At 71.7% G+C, this 18,789-nt stretch carries 15 protein-coding genes; 5 read left to right on the forward strand and 10 right to left on the reverse strand.

The features are described from left to right. The first annotated feature begins 206 nt into the window (after positions 1–206). Positions 207–848, forward strand: a complete 642-nt coding sequence (locus ACZ4XD_RS32325) for a superoxide dismutase (RefSeq protein WP_042154812.1) — start codon at positions 207–209, stop codon at positions 846–848. A 125-nt stretch (positions 849–973) separates the two neighbouring features. On the opposite strand, the gene ACZ4XD_RS32330 is transcribed toward ACZ4XD_RS32325, so the two are convergent. Further along, on the reverse strand, positions 974–1,618 hold the full coding sequence (locus tag ACZ4XD_RS32330; RefSeq protein WP_468047987.1) for a mycothiol-dependent nitroreductase Rv2466c family protein: 645 nt from the start codon (positions 1,616–1,618) through the stop codon (positions 974–976). A gap of 124 nt (positions 1,619–1,742) precedes the next feature. On the opposite strand from ACZ4XD_RS32330, the gene pepN (ACZ4XD_RS32335) reads away from it, so the two are divergent. Next, positions 1,743–4,331, forward strand: a complete 2,589-nt coding sequence (gene pepN / locus ACZ4XD_RS32335; protein WP_468047989.1) for an aminopeptidase N — start codon at positions 1,743–1,745, stop codon at positions 4,329–4,331. Positions 4,332–4,455: 124 nt separating this feature from the next. Beyond that, positions 4,456–5,478 (forward strand): hypothetical protein, encoded by a 1,023-nt coding sequence (locus tag ACZ4XD_RS32340; RefSeq protein ID WP_468047991.1) that lies wholly within the window; start codon positions 4,456–4,458, stop codon positions 5,476–5,478. 14 nt (positions 5,479–5,492) lie between these two features. On the opposite strand, the gene ACZ4XD_RS32345 is transcribed toward ACZ4XD_RS32340, so the two are convergent. Continuing rightward, entirely contained in the window at positions 5,493–7,232 is a 1,740-nt protein-coding gene (locus ACZ4XD_RS32345; RefSeq protein ID WP_468047993.1) for a TIGR03767 family metallophosphoesterase, read from the reverse strand. 403 nt (positions 7,233–7,635) lie between these two features. Here ACZ4XD_RS32345 and ACZ4XD_RS32350 point away from each other — a divergent pair, with 403 nt between their 5' ends. Then, entirely contained in the window at positions 7,636–8,667 is a 1,032-nt protein-coding gene (locus tag ACZ4XD_RS32350) for an aspartate-semialdehyde dehydrogenase (RefSeq protein ID WP_468047995.1), read from the forward strand. Positions 8,668–8,729: 62 nt separating this feature from the next. Here the strand turns inward: ACZ4XD_RS32350 and ACZ4XD_RS32355 are convergent, their stop codons facing one another. Further along, the gene (locus tag ACZ4XD_RS32355) at positions 8,730–9,077 is read right to left on the reverse strand and encodes a type II toxin-antitoxin system PemK/MazF family toxin (protein ID WP_468047997.1); all 348 of its coding nucleotides are present in this window, start codon (positions 9,075–9,077) and stop codon (positions 8,730–8,732) included. Beyond that, on the reverse strand, positions 9,064–9,294 hold the full coding sequence (locus tag ACZ4XD_RS32360) for a ribbon-helix-helix domain-containing protein (RefSeq protein ID WP_468047999.1): 231 nt from the start codon (positions 9,292–9,294) through the stop codon (positions 9,064–9,066). Before ACZ4XD_RS32360 ends, ACZ4XD_RS32355 begins: the two co-directional genes overlap by 14 nt. Before the next feature lie 124 nt (positions 9,295–9,418). Here ACZ4XD_RS32360 and pepN (ACZ4XD_RS32365) point away from each other — a divergent pair, with 124 nt between their 5' ends. Beyond that, positions 9,419–12,016, forward strand: coding sequence for an aminopeptidase N (gene pepN / locus ACZ4XD_RS32365; protein ID WP_468048001.1), 2,598 nt, complete (start codon positions 9,419–9,421; stop codon positions 12,014–12,016). 124 nt (positions 12,017–12,140) lie between these two features. Here the strand turns inward: pepN (ACZ4XD_RS32365) and alc are convergent, their stop codons facing one another. From alc to ACZ4XD_RS32395, 6 genes are all read right to left on the reverse strand, one after another. Then, positions 12,141–13,286, reverse strand: a complete 1,146-nt coding sequence (gene alc, locus ACZ4XD_RS32370; protein WP_468048003.1) for an allantoicase — start codon at positions 13,284–13,286, stop codon at positions 12,141–12,143. A 123-nt stretch (positions 13,287–13,409) separates the two neighbouring features. Then, entirely contained in the window at positions 13,410–14,378 is a 969-nt protein-coding gene (locus tag ACZ4XD_RS32375) for a LysR family transcriptional regulator (protein ID WP_468048005.1), read from the reverse strand. A gap of 71 nt (positions 14,379–14,449) precedes the next feature. Continuing rightward, the gene (locus tag ACZ4XD_RS32380) at positions 14,450–15,427 is read right to left on the reverse strand and encodes an acyl-ACP desaturase (protein ID WP_468048007.1); all 978 of its coding nucleotides are present in this window, start codon (positions 15,425–15,427) and stop codon (positions 14,450–14,452) included. 238 nt (positions 15,428–15,665) lie between these two features. After that, positions 15,666–15,914 carry a hypothetical protein gene (locus tag ACZ4XD_RS32385; RefSeq protein ID WP_042154835.1) on the reverse strand — a complete coding sequence of 83 codons (249 nt, stop codon included), beginning with the start codon at positions 15,912–15,914 and terminating at the stop codon, positions 15,666–15,668. A 165-nt stretch (positions 15,915–16,079) separates the two neighbouring features. Further along, entirely contained in the window at positions 16,080–18,311 is a 2,232-nt protein-coding gene (gene malQ, locus ACZ4XD_RS32390; protein ID WP_468048009.1) for a 4-alpha-glucanotransferase, read from the reverse strand. A 6-nt stretch (positions 18,312–18,317) separates the two neighbouring features. Continuing rightward, positions 18,318–18,587, reverse strand: coding sequence for a hypothetical protein (locus ACZ4XD_RS32395; protein ID WP_042154838.1), 270 nt, complete (start codon positions 18,585–18,587; stop codon positions 18,318–18,320). Positions 18,588–18,789 lie beyond the last annotated feature (202 nt).

Below are 18,789 nucleotides of genomic sequence, written 5' to 3' on the forward strand. Positions count from 1 at the left end.
TGGAGGGGCAACCCGCAAAAGCAACCCGCCCCCCCCCCCCCCCCCCCCCCCCCCCCCCCCCCCCCCCCCCCCCCCCCCCCCCCCCCGCCTCCGTCTTTGGGACCGGGCCGGTCCCCACAACCGGCCGGTGATCACTCCTGCTGGTAGCGTGCTCTTGCACATTGTTTGCAACTACTGCCGGTAAGCAGCTTGGAGGCGGGATCGGCATGGCGACCTACACACTTCCGGAACTCCCCTACGACTACGCGGCACTGGCCCCGGTCATCAGCCCCGAGATCATCGAGCTGCACCACGACAAGCACCACGCGGCCTATGTGAAGGGGGCGAACGACACCCTGGAGCAGCTCGCCGAGGCCCGCGACAAGGACCAGTGGGGCAGCATCAACGGTCTGGAGAAGAACCTCGCGTTCCACCTCTCCGGCCACATCCTGCACAGCATCTACTGGCACAACATGACCGGTGACGGCGGCGGCGAGCCGCTGGAGAAGGACGGTGTGGGCGAGCTGGCCGACGCGATCGCCGAGTCCTTCGGCTCGTTCGCGAAGTTCAAGGCCCAGCTGACGAAGGCCTCCGCCACCACCCAGGGTTCCGGCTGGGGCGTCCTCGCCTACGAGCCGGTCACCGGCCGGCTGATCGTCGAGCAGATCTACGACCACCAGGGCAACGTCGGCCAGGGCTCGGTCCCGATCCTGGTCTTCGACGCCTGGGAGCACGCCTTCTACCTCCAGTACAAGAACCAGAAGGTGGACTTCATCGAGGCCATGTGGCAGGTCGTGAACTGGCAGGACGTCGCCAAGCGGTACACGTCCGCCAAGCAGCGCGCCAACAACCTGCTGCTGGCGCCGTAACACCGTTACAGACGTCCCGCCTCGTGATCGTCTTCTCACCTTTCGCTGGGCGGGCGGAATGACGGAGCGCCCCCGCACGTCCGATACGTGCGGGGGCGCTCCCATGTGTCTCGGCCGCAGGTGTCTCAGTCGAAGACCGGGCCCTGCGTCCGGGTCCGCTTGATCTCGTAGAAGCCCGGGATGGACGCGACCATCAGCGTCCCGTCCCACAGCTTGGCGGCCTCCTCGCCCTTGGGGGCCGGGGTGACGACCGGGCCGAAGAAGGCGATCTGCTCGCCGTCGTGCCCCGGGACGGCGATGACGGGGGTGCCGACCTCCTGGCCGACCAGGTCGATGCCTTCCTTGTGGGAGGCGCGCAGCTGCGCGTCATACGTGTCCTTGTCGGCGTACTCGATCAGGTCGGCGGGCAGGCCGGCGTCCTCCAGGGCGGCGGCGATGCTCTCGGGGTTCACGCCGAGGCCCTCATTGTGGAAGCGGGTGCCGAGCGCGGTGTAGAGCTTGCCGACCGCCTCGTCGCCGTGCAGCTGCTGCGCGGCGATCACCACGCGCACCGGGCCCCAGGCCTTGCCGCCGGGGCGCATGTTCTCGCGGTACTCCTCCGGAAGCTGGTCGAGCTTGTCCTCGTTCAGCACCGCCAGGCTCATCACATGCCAGCGCACCTCGACCGGGCGCACCTTCTCCACCTCCAGCATCCAGCGGGAGGTCAACCACGCCCACGGGCACAGCGGGTCGAACCAGAAGTCTGCGGGGGTCTTCGCGGTCTCGGACACGGGGTCTCCTCTTCACGGCTGTGCACGTCGGTCGGCGGTGTTGTTCCTGGACGGTTCAACCAAGGGAGGGCGTGCCATGATTCCCCGTGTTCGATATTCGAGACGAGGACGAGGGAGTCACGTCGTGCCAGGTGAGAATCTGTCCCGGGACGAAGCACGTGAGCGGGGCCGGCTGCTGAGCGTCGACGCCTACGACGTGGCGCTGGATGTCCGCTCAGCGGTCGCCGGTGACGCCTCGGCCGAGACCTTCCGCTCCCGTACGACGCTCCGCTTCCGCTGCGCCGAGCCCGGCGCCTCGACCTTCGCGGACCTGCTGGCTCCCTCGGTCACCTCGGTCACCCTCAACGGCCGGGAGCTGGATCCCGGGACGGTGTTCGACGGCACCCGGATCACGCTGGACGGGCTGGCCGCCGAGAACACCCTCGTCGTCGACGCCCAGTGCGCCTACAGCCGGACCGGTGAGGGCCTGCACCGCTTCGTGGACCCCGAGGACGGCGAGGTCTACCTCTACACGCAGTACGAACCGGCCGACTCCCGGCGGGTCTTCGCCAACTTCGAACAGCCCGATCTGAAGGCCCCGTTCACCTTCGAAGTGACCGCGCCCGAGGGCTGGCTGGTGGTCAGCAACGGCGCGCAGGAGGGCGGGGCCGAGGACGGCCGGCACCGTTTCGCGACGACGCAGCCGATCTCGACGTACATCACGGCCGTGGTCGCCGGCCCGTACCACTTCGTCTCCGACACCTACCGCCGCACCTTCGAGGACGGCAGCGAGCTGGAGATTCCGCTGGGCGCGCTGTGCCGCAAGGGGCTGGCGAAGCACTTCGACGCGGACGACGTCTTCACCGTCACCAAGCAGGGCCTGGACTTCTTCCACGACCACTTCGACTTCCCGTACCCGTTCGGGAAGTACGACACCGCCTTCGTCCCGGAGTACAACCTCGGGGCGATGGAGAACCCGGGCTGTGTCACCTTCCGCGAGGAGTTCATCTTCCGCGGCAAGGTCACCGAGGCGTCATACGAGCGCCGGGCCAACGTCATCCTGCACGAGATGGCGCACATGTGGTTCGGCGATCTGGTCACCATGCAGTGGTGGGACGACCTGTGGCTGAAGGAGTCCTACGCGGACTTCATGGGCGCGTTCGCGCTGGTGGAGGCCACGCGCTTCCGGGGCGGCTGGATCACCTTCGCCAACCGCCGCAAGTCCTGGGCCTACCGCGCCGACCAGCTGCCCTCCACCCACCCGGTCACCGCCGACATCCGTGATCTGGAGGACGCCAAGCTCAACTTCGACGGCATCACCTACGCCAAGGGCGCCGCGGTCCTCAAGCAGCTGGTGGCCTATGTGGGGCAGGAGGCGTTCCTGGAGGGCGCCCGGCGCTACTTCAAGCGGCACGCCTACGGCAACACCCGGCTGACGGATCTGCTGACGGTGCTGGAGGAGACGTCCGGGCGGGACCTGGCGAGCTGGTCGCGCGCCTGGCTGGAGACCGCGGGCGTCAACTCCCTCACCCCGCAGGTCACTTATGACGCCCAGGACCGGATCACCGAGCTGAGCATCCTCCAGGAGGCCGCCGAGGAGCGGCCGGAGCTGCGGCCGCACCGGGTCGCGGTGGGGCTCTACCGGCGCCGGGGCACGGACCCGGCGCTGGTGCGCTACGCCCGCGCCGAGGTGGATGTCTCCGGGCCGCGGACGGCCGTGCCGGAGCTGTCCGGGGCCGAGCGGCCCGAGCTGATCCTGGTCAACGACGACGATCTGACGTACGGCAAGGTCCGTTTCGACGAGGGATCGCTGGCCACCCTGCGGGCCCGGCTCGGCGACCTGGCCGACCCGATGGCGCGGGCGCTGTGCTGGGCCGCGCTGTGGGGGCTGACCCGGGACGGGCTGATGCCGGCCCGCGACTACCTCGACCTGGTGCGGCGGTTCGCGGGCCAGGAGACCGACATCGGGGTGCTCCAGTCGCTGCACGGGCAGGCCCAAACAGCGCTGGAGTACTACTCCGCGCCGGACCGCCGGGAGTCCGCCGCGCGGGAGCTGGCCGAGGGCGCGCTGCACGAGCTGCGGCTGGCCGAGCCCGGCAGCGGCCATCAGCTCACCTGGGCCCGGCACTTCGCCGCCCTCGCGACCACCCCCGCCGATCTCCAGCTGCTCCAGGGCCTGCTGGACGGTACGGCGAAGATCGACGGCCTGGACGTGGACCAGGAGCTGCGCTGGACCCTGCTGGAGCCGCTGGCCGCCCACGGCGTCGCGGACGAGGCGGCACTCGCCGCCGAGCTGGCCCGGGACGACACCGCGTCCGGCAAGCGCCACCAGGTGCGCTGTCTGGCCGCCCGCCCCTCGGCCGAGGTCAAGGCGCAGGCGTGGGCGGACGTGGTGGAATCCGACGCGCTCTCCAACGCCCTGGTGGAGGCGTCGATCGCCGGGTTCGCGCAGCGGGGGCAGCGGGAGCTGCTGGCCCCGTACGCCCCGCGCTACTTCGCGGAGATCGAGCGGGTGTGGCGGGAGCGGTCCATCGAGATCGCGATGGATGTGGTGCGCGGGCTGTTCCCGGCCTCGCTGGTGGAGCGGTCCACGCTGGAGGCGGCGGACCGCTGGCTGGCGGAGCACGGGCAGGCGGCGCCGGCGCTGCGCCGGCTGGTGCTGGAGGAGCGGGACGATCTGGCCCGGGCGCTGCGGGCACAGGCTTGTGACGAGGCGGCCGGGGGGCGGCCGTAACCCCCGTGTCGACCAGCCTCTTTCGGCACTCGAACGCCCGTACTTTAGTACAGGGTTGTCCGGTTTGTGATACGGGCGTGTAACAGCGGTTAGGGGGCGGAGCGGGGGCGGGAATCGACCCGTCATGAACCACGACACCCCGCTCTCCCCCCTCCCCCTCCAGCACCTGACCGCCTCCCGGCGCCGGGTGATGACGACCCGTCAGCTGCGCGAGCACGGCGTCGCCGCCGCGGAGACCACCGAACGCTGCCGCCCCGGCGGCGGCTGGCAGCAGGTGCTCCCGGGCATCTACCTGCTGCACCCGGGCCCGCCCACCAGCGAGGAGCGGCTGCACGCGGTCCTGCTGTACGCCAGTCACCGGGGGCCGGGCGTCCCCAGGCAAACCGGTCCGTCGGGAGACGCCCCGGAGGCGATGATCACGGGCCTGGCGGCGCTGGCCCTGCACGGCTTCACCGAGGCGCCCCCGCTACTCGCCCTGAACCGCATCGAGGTGCTGGTCTCCCGCACCCGGCGGCTGCGCTCCACCGGCTTCGCGCGGATCCTGCGGGCGGTGGAGCTGCCCGTCCCCCAGGACCTCACCGGGGTGCCGGCCGCGCCGGTGCCGCGGGCGCTGGCCGACGCGGTCGGTGCGCTCACCGATGCCGCGACGGTGCGCCGGCTGCTGACCGAGGCGGTACGCGGCGGCCACTGCGAGGCGAGCGCGGTGGTGCGGGAGCTGAGCCGGGCCCGGCTGCTGACCCGGCCGCATGTGGTCGACGCGGTGGACACCCTGCTGGCCGAGGGCCGGGCACTGGCCGAGCAGCAGCTGTACGCCATGGTGCGGGCGCACGGGCTGCCCGACCCGCTGTGGAACGTCGATCTGCGGTTGCCGGGCGGGCCGCAGCTGGGCGGGGTGGACGCCTTCTGGCCGGAGCACTCGGTGGCCCTGGAGATCGACACCCGGGCGCCGCGCGCCGAGGAGGACCCGCTGCACAACCCGTTCTTCCAGAAGCGCGAGCATCTGGAGCGGCTGGGCATCACCGTCGTCCGCTGTCTGCCCCGCACCCTGCGGCAGTCCCCGGAGCAGCAGGCCGCGGTGGTCCGGACGGCTCTGATGGCCGCCGGGGACCGGGAGCCGGGTGCGTATGTGGTGGTGCTGCCGCGGTAGCGGGCCCGAGCCCGTCAGCGCTTGAGCAGCAGCTCGACGTTGCGGTCCCGGGCCGTGCCCGCGAGGTCCGTACGGGACTGGGGCGCGTTGAAGGACAGCTCGCGGTAGAGGGCGGCCAGGCCGGTCTGCGAGAAGTCGGTGAAGTCCGTGCGGTGCGGGGCGGCCGACTCGATCAGGGTGGTGAACAGCGACAGCGTGCCGTCGTGGTTGTCCACCAGCTCGATGACCCGGGCCAGTTGCGGGAAGTCGATGTGCGAGGCGGTGGAGATCTCCCAGAAGCCGTCGTGCGCGATGATCTCGTTCTTGTGGCTGTGGCCGTTGATCCAGCCGACGACGCCGGGGTGCGCGGCCAGCACCTCGACCAGCTCCGCTCCGGTGTGCCGCTTCTCCTGCGGCCGGGCCGGGTCGGGGCGGGTGTTGTTCATCGACTTGCTGGTGTGGTGGCTGAAGACCAGCACATGGGCCTTCTCGCCCTTCTCGTTCTCCTTGAGGGTCCGCTCCAGCCAGCGCAGCTGGGCGTCGCCCACCGAGCCGGTGTAGTGGCCGCCGGGGTCGGTGGTGTCCAGGCTGATGCCCAGGACGTCGTCGGAGATCCGGAAGCTGTAGTAGAGGCGGTTCCCGTCGAGGTGTGCGGCGGTGTAGCCGTGGCCGTGCGGGCCGTGGCCGGTGTGCGCCGGGTCCAGGTGGGCGCGCAGATATTCGGTCCGGGTGAAGGGGGCGCGCCGCTCGTCGGGAGTGACCCGCCGGGCCTGCTTGGCGTGTGACGTCAGCAGCCGCTTGAAGTCCTCCCCCTTGGGGTCGAGGCCGTCCTTGACCGCTTTCCACACCTTCGCGGCCTCGGCGGCGGGCAGCGACTCCAGCTTGCGTTCCCCGGTGGCGATCTCGGCCCAGAAGGGGTCACCGGGCGCGTAGCAGCCGCCGGGCAGCGAGTCGTGGTTGCCGACCGTGGAGTACCAGGGCAGCCGCAGGCCGGGGCTGTGGACGGTCCGGATCGCCGCCTCCAGGAACCCGTCCAGCCGCGGGAAGCCCAGCTGCTTGTCGGCGTCGCGCAGCGCGCTGTCCGGCTGCCAGTACAGCTTCAGCCCGCTGTCCTGGACGCCTTCGTAGCGGCGCCGGTCGCCGGAGTTGGGGGTGATCTTTCCGCCGCTCATCGCGGTCAGGTACCACTCCAGCTCCAGCTTGGAGTTGTTGTCGGTGTTGTCGCCGGTGGTCATCACGAAGGCCAGCGGGGCGCCGGTGGCGGGCCCGCCGGGCAGCGCGTTGACCCGCTCGATCAGCGAGACGACGCCGGCCACGGACAGCGCCTCCTGCGGCCGCCAGGCGCTGGCGGTCTCGGCGCGCAGGTACTCGTAGCGCAGCGGGCTCTGCACATCGACCAGATGCAGATCGGTGAACTGCACGAACGAGGCCAGCGCGGTCCGCCGGCCGTCCCGCCCGCCGTGCGCGGTGCCCAGCTCCGTACGGACCACCCGGTCCCAGGCGGGGCCGTCACCGAGCCGGCGGTAGCCTCCGCTGCCACGCGGGGCGGACACGCTGCCGAGGGTGGTGCCCCGGGTGTAGGGGACGCGGGGGACGGCGGGCGCCTCCACCGGTACGGGCGCGGCCGGGGCCGGGCCGGGGCTGACGGTGGCCGCCTGTGCCGCCCGGTCCGGTCCGAAGGCGAGCCCCAGCCCGGTGGCGGCACCGACGGCTCCGGTGGCGGCGAGGAACGTACGGCGGTCGAGAGTGGCGGCGGCGGACCGTATACGGGACATACGCGGGCTCCCCGGGTGCGAACGCGAAGGCGGCCGGGCAGCACAACTGCCCTGTCACCTTGGATCGTTGGCACCGGGGGTGACCTGCGCGTGAACGCCACCGCAACGTGGAGAACCCATCACCGGACGGGGATCTGCCGGCCACCGGCCGGTCATGGAGCCCTGCCCGGGGGTGCGGCCGGAGGTCACCGGAAATTCACCCCGCGGGGTACCCGGAGCATCCGGGTTCGCCGGACAGAGACCAACCGCAAGCGGAATGTCACGCTCCGTATTCATCCCGCCCCTGACCCGCCACGGAATGGAACGGATTGGACAAGGCGACGGGTATCACACACATGATGGAGGCAGTACTGAGCAGGTGTTCCGAGCAGACACCCGAGCCAGGCCAGAAAGAAGGAGTCCCATGAGGATCGGAATCGTCGGAGCCACCGGACAGGTCGGCGGCGTGATGCGAGGCATTCTCGCCGAGCGGAACTTCCCGGTCGAGCAGCTGCGGCTGTTCGCTTCGGCCCGGTCCGCCGGACGCACCCTGCCCTGGCAGGACACCGAGATCACCATCGAGGACGCGGCCACCGCGGACTTCTCCGGGCTGGACATCGTCCTCTTCTCGGCCGGTGGCGCCACGTCCAAGGCGCTGGCGGAGAAGGTCGCCGACGCCGGCCCGGTCGTGATCGACAACTCCTCGGCCTGGCGCCGTGACCCCGAGGTCCCGCTGGTCGTCTCCGAGGTCAACCCGCAGGCCATCACGGACCGGCCCAAGGGCATCATCGCCAACCCGAACTGCACGACCATGGCCGCGATGCCGGTGCTGCGTCCGCTGCACGACGAGGCCGGGCTGGTCTCGCTGGTCGTCGCCACCTACCAGGCGGTCTCCGGCAGCGGTCTGGCCGGTGTGGAGGAGCTGGACGGCCAGGTCCGCAAGGTCATCGAGCAGGACGCCACCAAGCTGACGCACGACGGCGCGGCCGTGGAGTTCCCGGAGCCGGACAAGTACGTCGCCCCGATCGCCTTCAATGTGCTGCCGATGGCCGGCGCGATCGTCGACGACGGGCTGAACGAGACCGACGAGGAGCAGAAGCTCCGCAACGAGAGCCGCAAGATCCTGGAGATCCCGGAGCTGAAGGTGTCCGGCACCTGCGTCCGCGTCCCGGTCTTCACCGGCCACTCGCTCCAGATCAACGCCCGTTTCGCGCGTCCGATCAGCCCCGCGCGGGCCCAGGAAGTGCTGGCCGGCGCCCCCGGCGTCACCCTCGCCGACGTGCCCACCCCGCTCCAGGCCGCCGGCCAGGACGCGTCCTTCGTGGGCCGGATCCGCGAGGACGAGACCGTCGAGAACGGTCTGGCGCTGTTCGTCTCCAACGACAACCTCCGCAAGGGCGCGGCGCTGAACGCCGTCCAGATCGCGGAGCTGGTCGCCGCGGAGCTGCGCGGCTGACCGCAGCACCGCACGACGGCGGGTGCCCGTACGGAGTCTCCGTACGGGCACCCGCCGTTTCGTCAGAGCGCCAGATGCCGACGCAGCGCGGCGTCGAGGTCGGTCATCGTCTGCCGTGGCACGGAGCCGATGCGTCGCCCCACCCGCTCCACAGCTACCGAGCGGACCTGCTCACACTGGGCCTTCGAGTCGCGGGACAGCCCGGAAGCCGCTGCGGACAGCAGCACCTGGAACGGGAAGACGCGGCTGACATTGGAGGTCACCGGGACGACCGTGACCACGCCACGCCCCGTGCGCTCGACCGAACGATGCGCCGCGTCGTTGGAGACCAGCACCACGGGCCGCGCCTTGTCGGCCTCGCTGCCGCGGACCGGTTCGAGGTCGACCAGGTAGATGTCACCGCGCCGCATCGGTGAGCCCGTCCCCCGCGGTCGGCTCCCATGCCTGCGCCTCGCCGCCGGCTTCCCATTCGTCCCACGCAGCGGCGTAATCCGCCTCCAGTTCCGACTGCCTCAGCAGCTCGATCGCGGCGTGTATCACCGCCGACCGCGATTCGGCGTCCGTTCTCGCGGCGTACTCGTCGACGAAAACAAGATCCCCGTTCGGCAGACTGACACTAATCTTCATACCTTCGATACTACTGGGGTAGCCACCGCAGTGCTACCTCAAAACTGCCCCTCATGGCGCCCGGACCACATGGAAGGATGGCCGAAGAGTCCGATGTGATGACCCATACGAAGGAGATGGCCGGGTGCCTGGCACAAATCTGACCCGCGACGAGGCGCAGGAGCGGGCGCGCCTGCTGACCGTGGACGCGTATGAGATCGACCTCGACCTCTCCGGTGCGCAGGAGGGCGGCGCCTCCGGGTCGGGCGAGGACGGGAGCGGGGGCACGTACCGGTCTGTGACCACCGTGCGGTTCGACGTCGCCGAGGCGGGCGCGGACTCCTTCATCGATCTGGTCGCGCCGGCCGTGCACGAAGTGGTGCTCAACGGCGAGGCGCTGGACCCGGGTGCGGTGTTCCAGGACTCGCGGATCGCGCTGGCGGGGCTGCGGGCCGGCCGTAACGAGCTGACGGTCGTCGCGGACTGCGCCTACACCAACACCGGTGAGGGACTGCACCGTTTTGTCGACCCGGTGGACCAGCAGGCTTATCTGTACACCCAGTTCGAGGTACCGGACGCCCGGCGGGTGTTCGCGTCCTTCGAGCAGCCGGATCTGAAGGCGACGTTCCAGTTCACCGTGAAGGCCCCGGAGGGCTGGACGGTGATCTCCAACTCGCCGACGCCGGAGCCGAGCGACAACATCTGGCGCTTCGAGCCGACCCCGCGGATCTCGACCTACATCACCGCGCTGATCGTCGGCCCGTACCACAGCGTGCACAGCACGTACGAGAAGGACGGGCAGACGGTGCCGCTGGGCATCTACTGCCGGCCGTCGCTGGCCGAGCACCTGGACGCCGACGAGATCTTCGCGGTCACCCGGCAGGGCTTCGACTGGTTCCAGGAGAAGTTCGACTACGCCTACCCGTTCGCGAAGTACGACCAGCTCTTCGTGCCGGAGTTCAACGCCGGCGCGATGGAGAACGCGGGCGCGGTGACCCTCCGCGACCAGTACGTCTTCCGGTCCAAGGTGACGGACGCGGCGTACGAGATGCGCGCGGAGACGATCCTGCACGAGCTGGCGCACATGTGGTTCGGTGACCTGGTCACCATGGAGTGGTGGAACGACCTGTGGCTGAACGAGTCGTTCGCCACCTACACCTCGATCGCCTGCCAGGCCTACGCCCCGGGGTCGAAGTGGCCGCACTCCTGGACGACGTTCGCCAACTCCATGAAGACCTGGGCGTACCGGCAGGACCAGCTGCCGTCCACCCACCCGATCATGGCCGAGATCAATGACCTCGACGACGTCCTGGTCAACTTCGACGGCATCACCTACGCCAAGGGCGCCAGCGTCCTCAAGCAGCTGGTCGCCTACGTCGGGATGGACGAGTTCTTCCAGGGCGTGCAGGCGTACTTCAAGACGCACGCCTATGGCAACACCCGGCTGCCGGATCTGCTGGGCGCGCTGGAGGAGACCAGCGGGCGGGATCTGAAGACCTGGTCGAAGAAGTGGCTGGAGACCGCCGGGATCAACATCCTGCGGCCGGAGATCGAGGTGGACGGCGCGGGCGTCATCACCTCCTTCGCGGTGAAGCAGGAGGCTCCGGCGCTGCCGGCCGGCGCCAAGGGCGAGCCGGTGCTGCGGCCGCACCGGATCGCCGTCGGCGCCTACGACCTCCGGGACGGCAAGCTGGTGCGGACCGAGCGGATCGAGCTGGACGTGGACGGTGCGCTGACCCCCGTACCGCAGCTGGTGGGCAAGCAGCGGCCGGCCGTCCTGCTGCTCAACGACGACGATCTGTCGTACGCCAAGGTCCGGCTGGACGAGGAGTCGCTGAAGACCGTCACCGAGCACCTCGGCGACTTCGCCGAGTCGCTGCCGCGCGCGCTGTCCTGGGCGTCGGCCTGGGACATGACGCGGGACGCCGAACTGCCCGCCCGGGACTATCTCTCACTGGTGCTGTCGGGCATCGGCAAGGAGTCGGACATCGGTGTCGTCCAGTCGCTGCACCGCCAGGTGAAGCTGGCACTGGACCTGTACGCGGCGCCGGACTGGCGCGAGACGGGTCTGTCGACCTGGACCGCGGCGGCGCTGGAGCAGCTGCGGGCGGCCGAGCCGGGCAGCGACCACCAGCTGGCGTGGGCCCGCGCGTTCGCCGCATCGGCCCGTACGGACGCCCAACTTGATCTGCTCCAGGGCCTGTTGGACGGTACGGAGGAGATCTCCGGGCTCGCCGTGGACACCGAGCTGCGCTGGGCGCTGCTCCAGCGGCTGGCGGCCACCGGCCGGGCCGACGAGAAGGCCATCGCGGCGGAGCTGGACCGGGACAAGACCTCCGCGGGTGAGCGGCATGCCGCGACGGCGCGCGCGGCGCGTCCCACGACGGAGGCGAAGGCCGAGGCGTGGGCCTCGGTCGTGGAGTCGGACAAGCTCCCCAACTCCCTTCAGGAGGCCGTCATCGGCGGCTTCGTCCAGCCGGACCAGCGGGAGCTGCTGGCGCCGTACACCGCGAAGTACTTCGCCGCGGTGAAGGACATCTGGAACTCCCGCAGCCACGAGATGGCGCAGCAGATCGTGGTGGGCCACTACCCGGCGCTCCAGGTCTCGCAGGAGACCCTGGACGCCACGGACGCCTGGCTGGCCTCGGCCGAGCCGACCCCGGCGCTGCGCCGGCTGATGACCGAGTCGCGGGCCGGCATCGAGCGGGCGCTGAAGGCACAGCAGGCCGACGCGGCGGCCTGACCGGCGCGTACCGGCCGCCACGGGCCCGGCGGGCGGGCGCCCGGTGCGCTCCGTCCGCCGGGAGGGGGCGGGGTCCGTCGGGCCCCGCCCCCTCCCGCGGGGCCCAACGGAAGCGGGGTGCGGCTCAGCCGTTGAGGGCGTCGAAGCGGTGGCGCAGGGCGGCCCGGCCGGCCTCGGTGAGGGAGCCGTGCAGCCGCATCCGCGCGAGGCCGCCGTCGGGGAAGACGTCCAGCCGGATGTGCGTGGCGGTGACGGCGGCCGGCAGGGCGAAGCGGTGCGGGGTGTCGGGCTGGAGCTTCGTCTTCGGCAGGATCTCGAACCAGGAGCTCTCGTCGGCCGGGTCGCCGTCGCATCCGGACAGGGCGGCCCAGCCCGCGGAGTTGCCCTTGAGGTAGGCGGTGTCGATCTCCACCGCCCGGATCTCGCCCTGTGCGGCGAGGCGGAAGCGCACCCAGTCGTTCGTGCCCTTGACCCGGCGGCGGCGGTTCTCCCAGCCGTCGTCCATCTTGCGGGAGAGATCGGGCCGGATGATCTGGGTGGGCGAGGAGTAGAAGCGGTCCGAGGCGTCCTCGACGGTGCCGCCGTGCAGGACGGAGGCCAGGTCGAGGGTGCCGAGCACATCGAGCCACGCCGGGTCCGGCACGACCTCGCCGTGGACCCGGAGACGGGCTATGCCGCCGTCGGGGTGCTGCTTGAGGCGCAGATGCGTGAAGCGGCGCTCGACGGTGACCTCGAAGCCGTTGGCGGCATGACCCCGTACGGGCGTGCGGGGGACCAGCTCCTCCCACTTCACGTCGCCGGCGAGCAGCTCCTCGGGGCCGGGGCTGCCGGGCAGCGAGGTGGCCTCGACGGAGACCTGCTGGGGGTAGTTGCCGCGGAAGTGGGCGGTGTCGACGACGATGCCGCGGATCACGCCGGGGGCGGCGAGCCGGATCAGCGCCCAGTCGTGGTCGTCGTCGGTGGGGAAGGGGTGGTCGCCGTCGGTGCCGCGGCGCCGCCGGGTCTCCCAGCCGTCCATGATCTTGCCCTTGTGGCCGAAGTGCTCGGGGTCGAAGACCGCCGGGCCCGGCTTCAGCAGATTCTCGCGCTCGGCGAAGAACTCGTCGTTCGCGGCGATCACCCCGGCGCCGAGGCGGCGGTCGGCGAGGTCGACGAGCGAGGTGAAGGGGAAGTCCCCGCCGCGGTAGTCGGCGTAGGGGTCTCCGCCACCGTACGGGTTGGCGTCGTTGGCGTGCGGATCGGTGGAGTCGGCGGCCGGGTTGGCGGTCATCGCTGCCTTTCGGTGCGTGGAAGTGCGGACCACTTCACCGTCGCAGCGCAGCACCCCACAGGTCCATCGAAAGTTTTCGACGAATACGTTCAGCAAAACTGAAAGGTCTGAAGAGGTCTACGTCTACGTCTGCTCTCCCGGCGGCTGCGCGGCGGCCGTCTGCCGGAGCGCCGCCAGCACCCGGGCCAGGCCCGGCGCCCCTTCCGAGCCGCGCCGCGCGGCGGCGATCACATGACGGCGCGGCTGGTCACCGGACAGCACCCGCAGCGCGACCCCCTCGCGGCCGCCGCGTCCGCCCGGCGTCACTCCCCCGCGCCCGAAGGCGCCGATGCCGCCCGCCCTCGCCATCCGGGGCACCAGCGCCACCCCCATCCCCGCCGCGACCATGGCCCAGATCGCGCTCCAGTCGGCGGCGGCATGCGCCTGCTCGGGCACGAACCCGGCGTTCTCGCAGGCGGCCGTGGTGATCTGCGACCAGGGCCCGCTGCTGCCGAAGATCCAGGGCTCGTCCGCCAGATCGGCCAGCCGCAGCCCCGGCTCGGCGGCCAGCCGGTGGCCGGCCGGCAGCGCCACATCCAGCGGGTCGGCGAGCAGCGACACCCGGCTGAACTTGGGGTCGCGCGGGGTGGGGGCGTGCGCGGCCAGCGACAGCGCCAGATCGACACTGCCCTCCGCCAGCAGCTCGTACGCGGCCTCCGCCTCCGCCTCCCGTACGACGACCGACAGCCCCGGGTGCGTACGGCGCAGCTCCTGTACGGCGGGGACCACCAGCGCCGGGATGGCGGTGGAGAAGGCCCCCACCCGGACCTGGCCGGCCTCGCCCCGGAGGTAGCCGAGCAGCTCCGCGTCGGCGCGCTCCAGCTGAGCGAAGACCGCCTCCGCATGGCGCAGCACCAGCTGGGCGGCGTCGGTCAGCCGTACCCGCCGGCCGTGCGCCTCCAGCAGCGTCACCCCGAGCGCCTTGGCCAGCCCGGTCAGCTGCTGCGAGACCGCCGAGGGCGTCATGTGCAGCGCCTCGGCGGTCGCGGTGACCGTGCCCAGCTCGTGGAGGGTGCGCAGGATGCGCAGCTTCTTGAGGTCCCAGTCGGCCATGCGGGCAGCGTACGCATCCGCCGCCCCGGTCACCGCCGCCGTGGACGGTGACGCGGAACGGCCGTGCCGCTTCAGCCGCGGTTGGCCTTGCGGCGGGCGAGGATGGCCGCCTGGCGCTCGTCGAACTTCCGGGCCTGGCCGTCGAGGCCGTCCATGAACAGCCCCAGCTCCTCCTGCGCCGCCAGCCCGGCCGGGCCCAGCCCGCCGATCTCCAGCACCTTCAGGAAGCGCAGCACCGGCTGGAGCACATCGTCGTGGTGGATGCGCAGGTTGTAGATCCCGCCGATGGCCATCCGGGCGGCGGACCGCTCGAAGCCGGGCATCCCGTGGCCGGGCATCCGGAAGCCGGTGACGACATCGCGCACCGCGCACATCGTCTGGTCGGGCGCCATCTCGAAGGCCGCACCGAGGAGGTTGCGATAGAAGACCATGTGGAGGTTCTCGTCGGTGGCGATCCGGGCCAGCATCCGGTCGCAGACCGGGTCACCGGAGTGGTGGCCGGTGTTGCGGTGCGAGATGCGGGTGGCCAGCTCCTGGAAGGCGACGTACGCCACCGAGTGCAGCATGCTGTGCGAGTTGTCGGACTCGAAGCCCTCCGACATGTGGGCCATGCGGAACCGCTCCAGCTCGTCCGGGTCGACGGCCCGGCTGGTGAGCAGGTAGTCACGCATCACGATGCCGTGCCGGCCCTCCTCGGCGGTCCAGCGGTGCACCCAGGTGCCCCAGGCGCCGTCGCGGCCGAAGAGGGTGGCGATCTCGTGGTGGTAGCTGGGGAGGTTGTCCTCGGTGAGGAGGTTGACCACCAGGGCGATCCGGCCGATGTCGCTGACCTTGGACTGCTCGGGGTCCCAGGCGTCGCCGTCCAGCGGCCCGGGGAAGTTACGCCCGTCGCTCCACGGCACGTACTCGTGGGGCATCCAGTCCTTGGCGACCTTCAGATGGCGGTTGAGTTCCTTCTCGACGACCTCTTCGAGCGCGTAGAGCAACTGCGCGTCGCTCCAGGCGGCCTGGCCGAGCTCTCCGTTATGGCGGGCGGGGGCGATGGTCACGGGGGGAACTCCTGGGGACGATGACCTACGGGACCGTAGGTTTGACCTACGGCTGCGTAGGTTACGTCATCGTAGGTTAGGGCCGGTTAAACACAGCCCCCTCGCAAACCGGCCGAAAAACGCCCGATAGCCGCCTCGCAACCCCTTTTTCACCTGCGGAAATATCCGGGTACGACAAAGGGCGCCCCTCGGTTCTCGTAACCGATGGGCGCCCTTGCGGCGTCACTGGTGCCCGGTGTCAGCCCTTGGACCCGGCCTGCTTGTGGGACTTGTCGCCCACCATGACCAGCCCGGCGATGACCAGGAAGAGAACGATGGGCAAAGCGACGTAGAGGCCGAGCGTCTCGATCACGCTCAGACCCGGACCCGGGTCGTCACCATCGTCGCGGGTGAGCGCAAACGCGGGGGACGACATCAGCAGCATCAGCGCGGTGCCGGCGGTGATGGTTCCGGCGCGCAGGACATTCTTATTGACCTTGTTGCTCACGAAGTCAACGTATCGGACGCCCCGCCGCCCCGCACGCCCGGGGTGGCACAACCGGCGGCCCCGCCCTTGCGCGAATCTCACCGGCTGCGGCCCGGCTGCGGCCCGGCCGCGGTGCGGCGTCACCGGCGCCATCCGGCCCGTCCCGCGGGACCGCCGGCCGGTGACCTAGAGGTTCCCCTCCCCCAACTCCCGCATCAAGGCGTGCAGTCGAGGCGAGGCGGCCAGCTCCTCCAGGGTGTGCGGGCGGCCGTCGGGGCCGGCGATCGGCAGGCGCCAGTTCGGGTATTCATCCCAGGTCCCGGGGAGGTTCTGCGGGCGCCGGTCCCCCACCGCGTCGGGCAGCCAGACGCCGACCATCCGGGCCGGGGTGCGCAGCAGAAAGCGGTGGACGGCCTTGACCGCGGCCTCCTCGTCGCCCGGCCCCTCGGGCAGCAGCCCGCGCCGCACCAACTCCCGCAGCCATTCGGTGCGTTCCTGGGTGGCGCGGGAGCGCTCCCGCTCCGGCGGCCCGGCGAGCAGGCCGAGCCGTTCGCGCAGGGCCACGTCCGCGCCGGTCAGCCGGGCCGCGGTGGTCGGCAGATCGTGGGTGGTGACGGTGGCGAGACAGCCGCTGCGCCACTCCTCGGGCGCCAGGATGCGGGCCACGGCGCCGGACGCGGGGGCGGCGTCCCGGACCGTCCCGCCCTCCCCCGCCGGACCCGCGCCGGCACCCTCGGCCACCGCCTCCGGCGCCGGGGCCGCTCCCGGGCCGTCAGACGCGGCCGCCCGCGCCGACGCGTCCCCTGCGTCCTCCGCGTCCGCCCTGTCCCGCTCCCCGTTCCCGTAGTCCCGCTCGAACCACAGCACCGAGGTCCCCAGCACGCCGCGGGCGGCCAGCGCCTCGCGGACGCCCGGCTCGACGGTGCCCAGGTCCTCGCCGATCACCGCGGCCCCGGCCCGCCGCGCCTCCAGGGCCAGCACGGAGAGCATCGCCTCACCGTCGTAGCGCACATAGGCGCCCTCCGTCGGGGGCCGGCCCTCCGGGACCCACCACAGCCGGAACAGCCCCATCACATGGTCGATCCGCAGCGCCCCGGCGTGCCGCAGCAGGCCGCGCAGCAGCTCCCGGTAGGGGGCGTAGCCCGCGGCGGCCAGCGCGTCGGGGCGCCAGGGCGGCAGGCCCCAGTCCTGGCCGCGGGCGTTGAAGGCGTCCGGCGGCGCCCCGATGGACATACCGGCGGCGAAGGCGTCCTGCTGCGCCCAGGTGTCGGCGCCGGAGGGGTGCACGCCGACGGCGAGGTCGTGCACCAGCCCGACGGCCATCCCGGCGTCCCGCGCGGCCCGTTGCGCGGCGGCCAGCTGCTGGTCGGTGAGCCAGGCCAGCCGGCAGTGGAAATCGATCCGGTCCAGCAGCCGGTGCCGCAGCCGGGCGGTGTCCGGGGACCGCGGCTCGCGCAGCCCGGCGGGCCAGCCGCGCCAGTCGGGGCCGTGCCGCTCGGCGATCGCACACCAGGTGGCGTGGTCCTCCAGCGCCTGGCCCTGCTCGGCGAGGAAGTCGCAGTACGCGGCCCGCCGGCCCGGACCGAGCGGCACCGCCCACAGCAGCTCCAGCGCCTCCCGCTTGAGTGCCCAGACCGCGTCCCGGTCGATCAGCGCGCCCCGTTCGAGCACCTCGGAACGGAGCGCATCGGCGCGGGCGGCCAGTTCGCCGGCCCGTAAGCGGGCGGTCCCGGTGAGGTGGGCGTACTCCGGGATGTGTTCGATCCGCAGATGGACCGGGTCGGGAAAGCGGCGCGAGGAGGGCCGGTACGGCGACGGGTCGGTGGGCGGGCCGGGGACGGCCGCGTGCAGGGGGTTGAGCTGGAGGAAGCCGGTGCCCAGGGCGCGCCCGGACCAGGCGGCGAGATCGGCGAGGTCCCCGAGGTCGCCCATGCCCCAGGACCGCCGGGACAGCAGCGAGTAGAGCTGCACCAGAAAGCCGTGGCTGCGGCCGGGGGGTGCGGGCACCCGGTCGGGCGCGACGATCAGCGGGGCGCGGGCGGTGCGGCCGCCGGGGGCCCGGGCCTCCAGTACATGGATGCCCAGGGGCAGCCGGGCGAGCGCCGCCGGATCGGGCGCCCCCAGGTCTGCCGCCTCCCCGTCCCCGGTCTCGACCCGGAGGACGGTGCCTTCGGGGAGACGCACGAGGTCGGGTGGCCGGTCCGGCCGGGCGACGACGGTGCGGGGCAGCAGGGCGCGGCGCGCGTCGTCCTCGTACGCGGCCAGGGCGGCGCGTACGGCGTGCGGGGTCGAGGCGTCGACCCCTAATGCGGCGAGCACGGCGACAACGGTGTCGTCGGCGATCTGGACGCTCGTGCCCGGCGAGGGTTCGTACGACGTGGCGACGCCGTGCAGCCGGGCGAGCCGCGCGCGGCCCATGGGTCCTCAGACCTCCATGGACTCCGTGCCCATGCCCGCGGCCGTCGGCTCGCTGGTCAGCGGCAGCTCGGCGGCGATCGGGACCTCGCTGGTCAGTGGTGCGGCGTCGGCGAGCGGGGGCTCGCTGGTCAGTGGCGGCTCGACGAAGCTGTAGGAGCCGGAGCCGTCGAGGCCGGAATCGGGGTCGGACACCCCGTCGAAGAGATCGGGCTCCATCGTCGCACCTCCCGGTTTGGAGGACAGAGCGTCGAGGAGCAGTTGAGCGGATGCGGCCACGAGGGCCTCCCGTTCATCGGTAGTGGGACACGTGGGCCCTACCCACTCGACACGATCGCAGACGTATCTGCTCACGAAACGTGACCCACGTCTCATTATCCCCCACGCAGGCGATTTCACTGCGCCGGACACCGGCGGGCGCAGAGAACGCGGAGAAAGCGGGCCCCGCGACGAAAGTTCTGCGGGCCGTCCAGCCCCTCGG

The sequence above is a fragment of the Streptomyces sp. NPDC029466 genome, assembly GCF_055574515.1.

What these genes read in the sequence shown, in the direction of transcription:
- ACZ4XD_RS32325 (WP_042154812.1), top strand. Translation starts at nt 207, where the DNA reads ATGGCGACCTACACACTTCCGGAACTCCCCTACGACTACGCGGCACTG.
- ACZ4XD_RS32340 (WP_468047991.1), top strand. Translation starts at nt 4,456, where the DNA reads ATGAACCACGACACCCCGCTCTCCCCCCTCCCCCTCCAGCACCTGACC.
- ACZ4XD_RS32345 (WP_468047993.1), bottom strand. Translation starts at nt 7,232, where the DNA reads ATGTCCCGTATACGGTCCGCCGCCGCCACTCTCGACCGCCGTACGTTC.
- ACZ4XD_RS32350 (WP_468047995.1), top strand. Translation starts at nt 7,636, where the DNA reads ATGAGGATCGGAATCGTCGGAGCCACCGGACAGGTCGGCGGCGTGATG.
- ACZ4XD_RS32355 (WP_468047997.1), bottom strand. Translation starts at nt 9,077, where the DNA reads ATGCGGCGCGGTGACATCTACCTGGTCGACCTCGAACCGGTCCGCGGC.
- ACZ4XD_RS32360 (WP_468047999.1), bottom strand. Translation starts at nt 9,294, where the DNA reads ATGAAGATTAGTGTCAGTCTGCCGAACGGGGATCTTGTTTTCGTCGAC.
- alc (WP_468048003.1), bottom strand. Translation starts at nt 13,286, where the DNA reads ATGACCGCCAACCCGGCCGCCGACTCCACCGATCCGCACGCCAACGAC.
- ACZ4XD_RS32375 (WP_468048005.1), bottom strand. Translation starts at nt 14,378, where the DNA reads ATGGCCGACTGGGACCTCAAGAAGCTGCGCATCCTGCGCACCCTCCAC.
- malQ (WP_468048009.1), bottom strand. Translation starts at nt 18,311, where the DNA reads ATGGGCCGCGCGCGGCTCGCCCGGCTGCACGGCGTCGCCACGTCGTAC.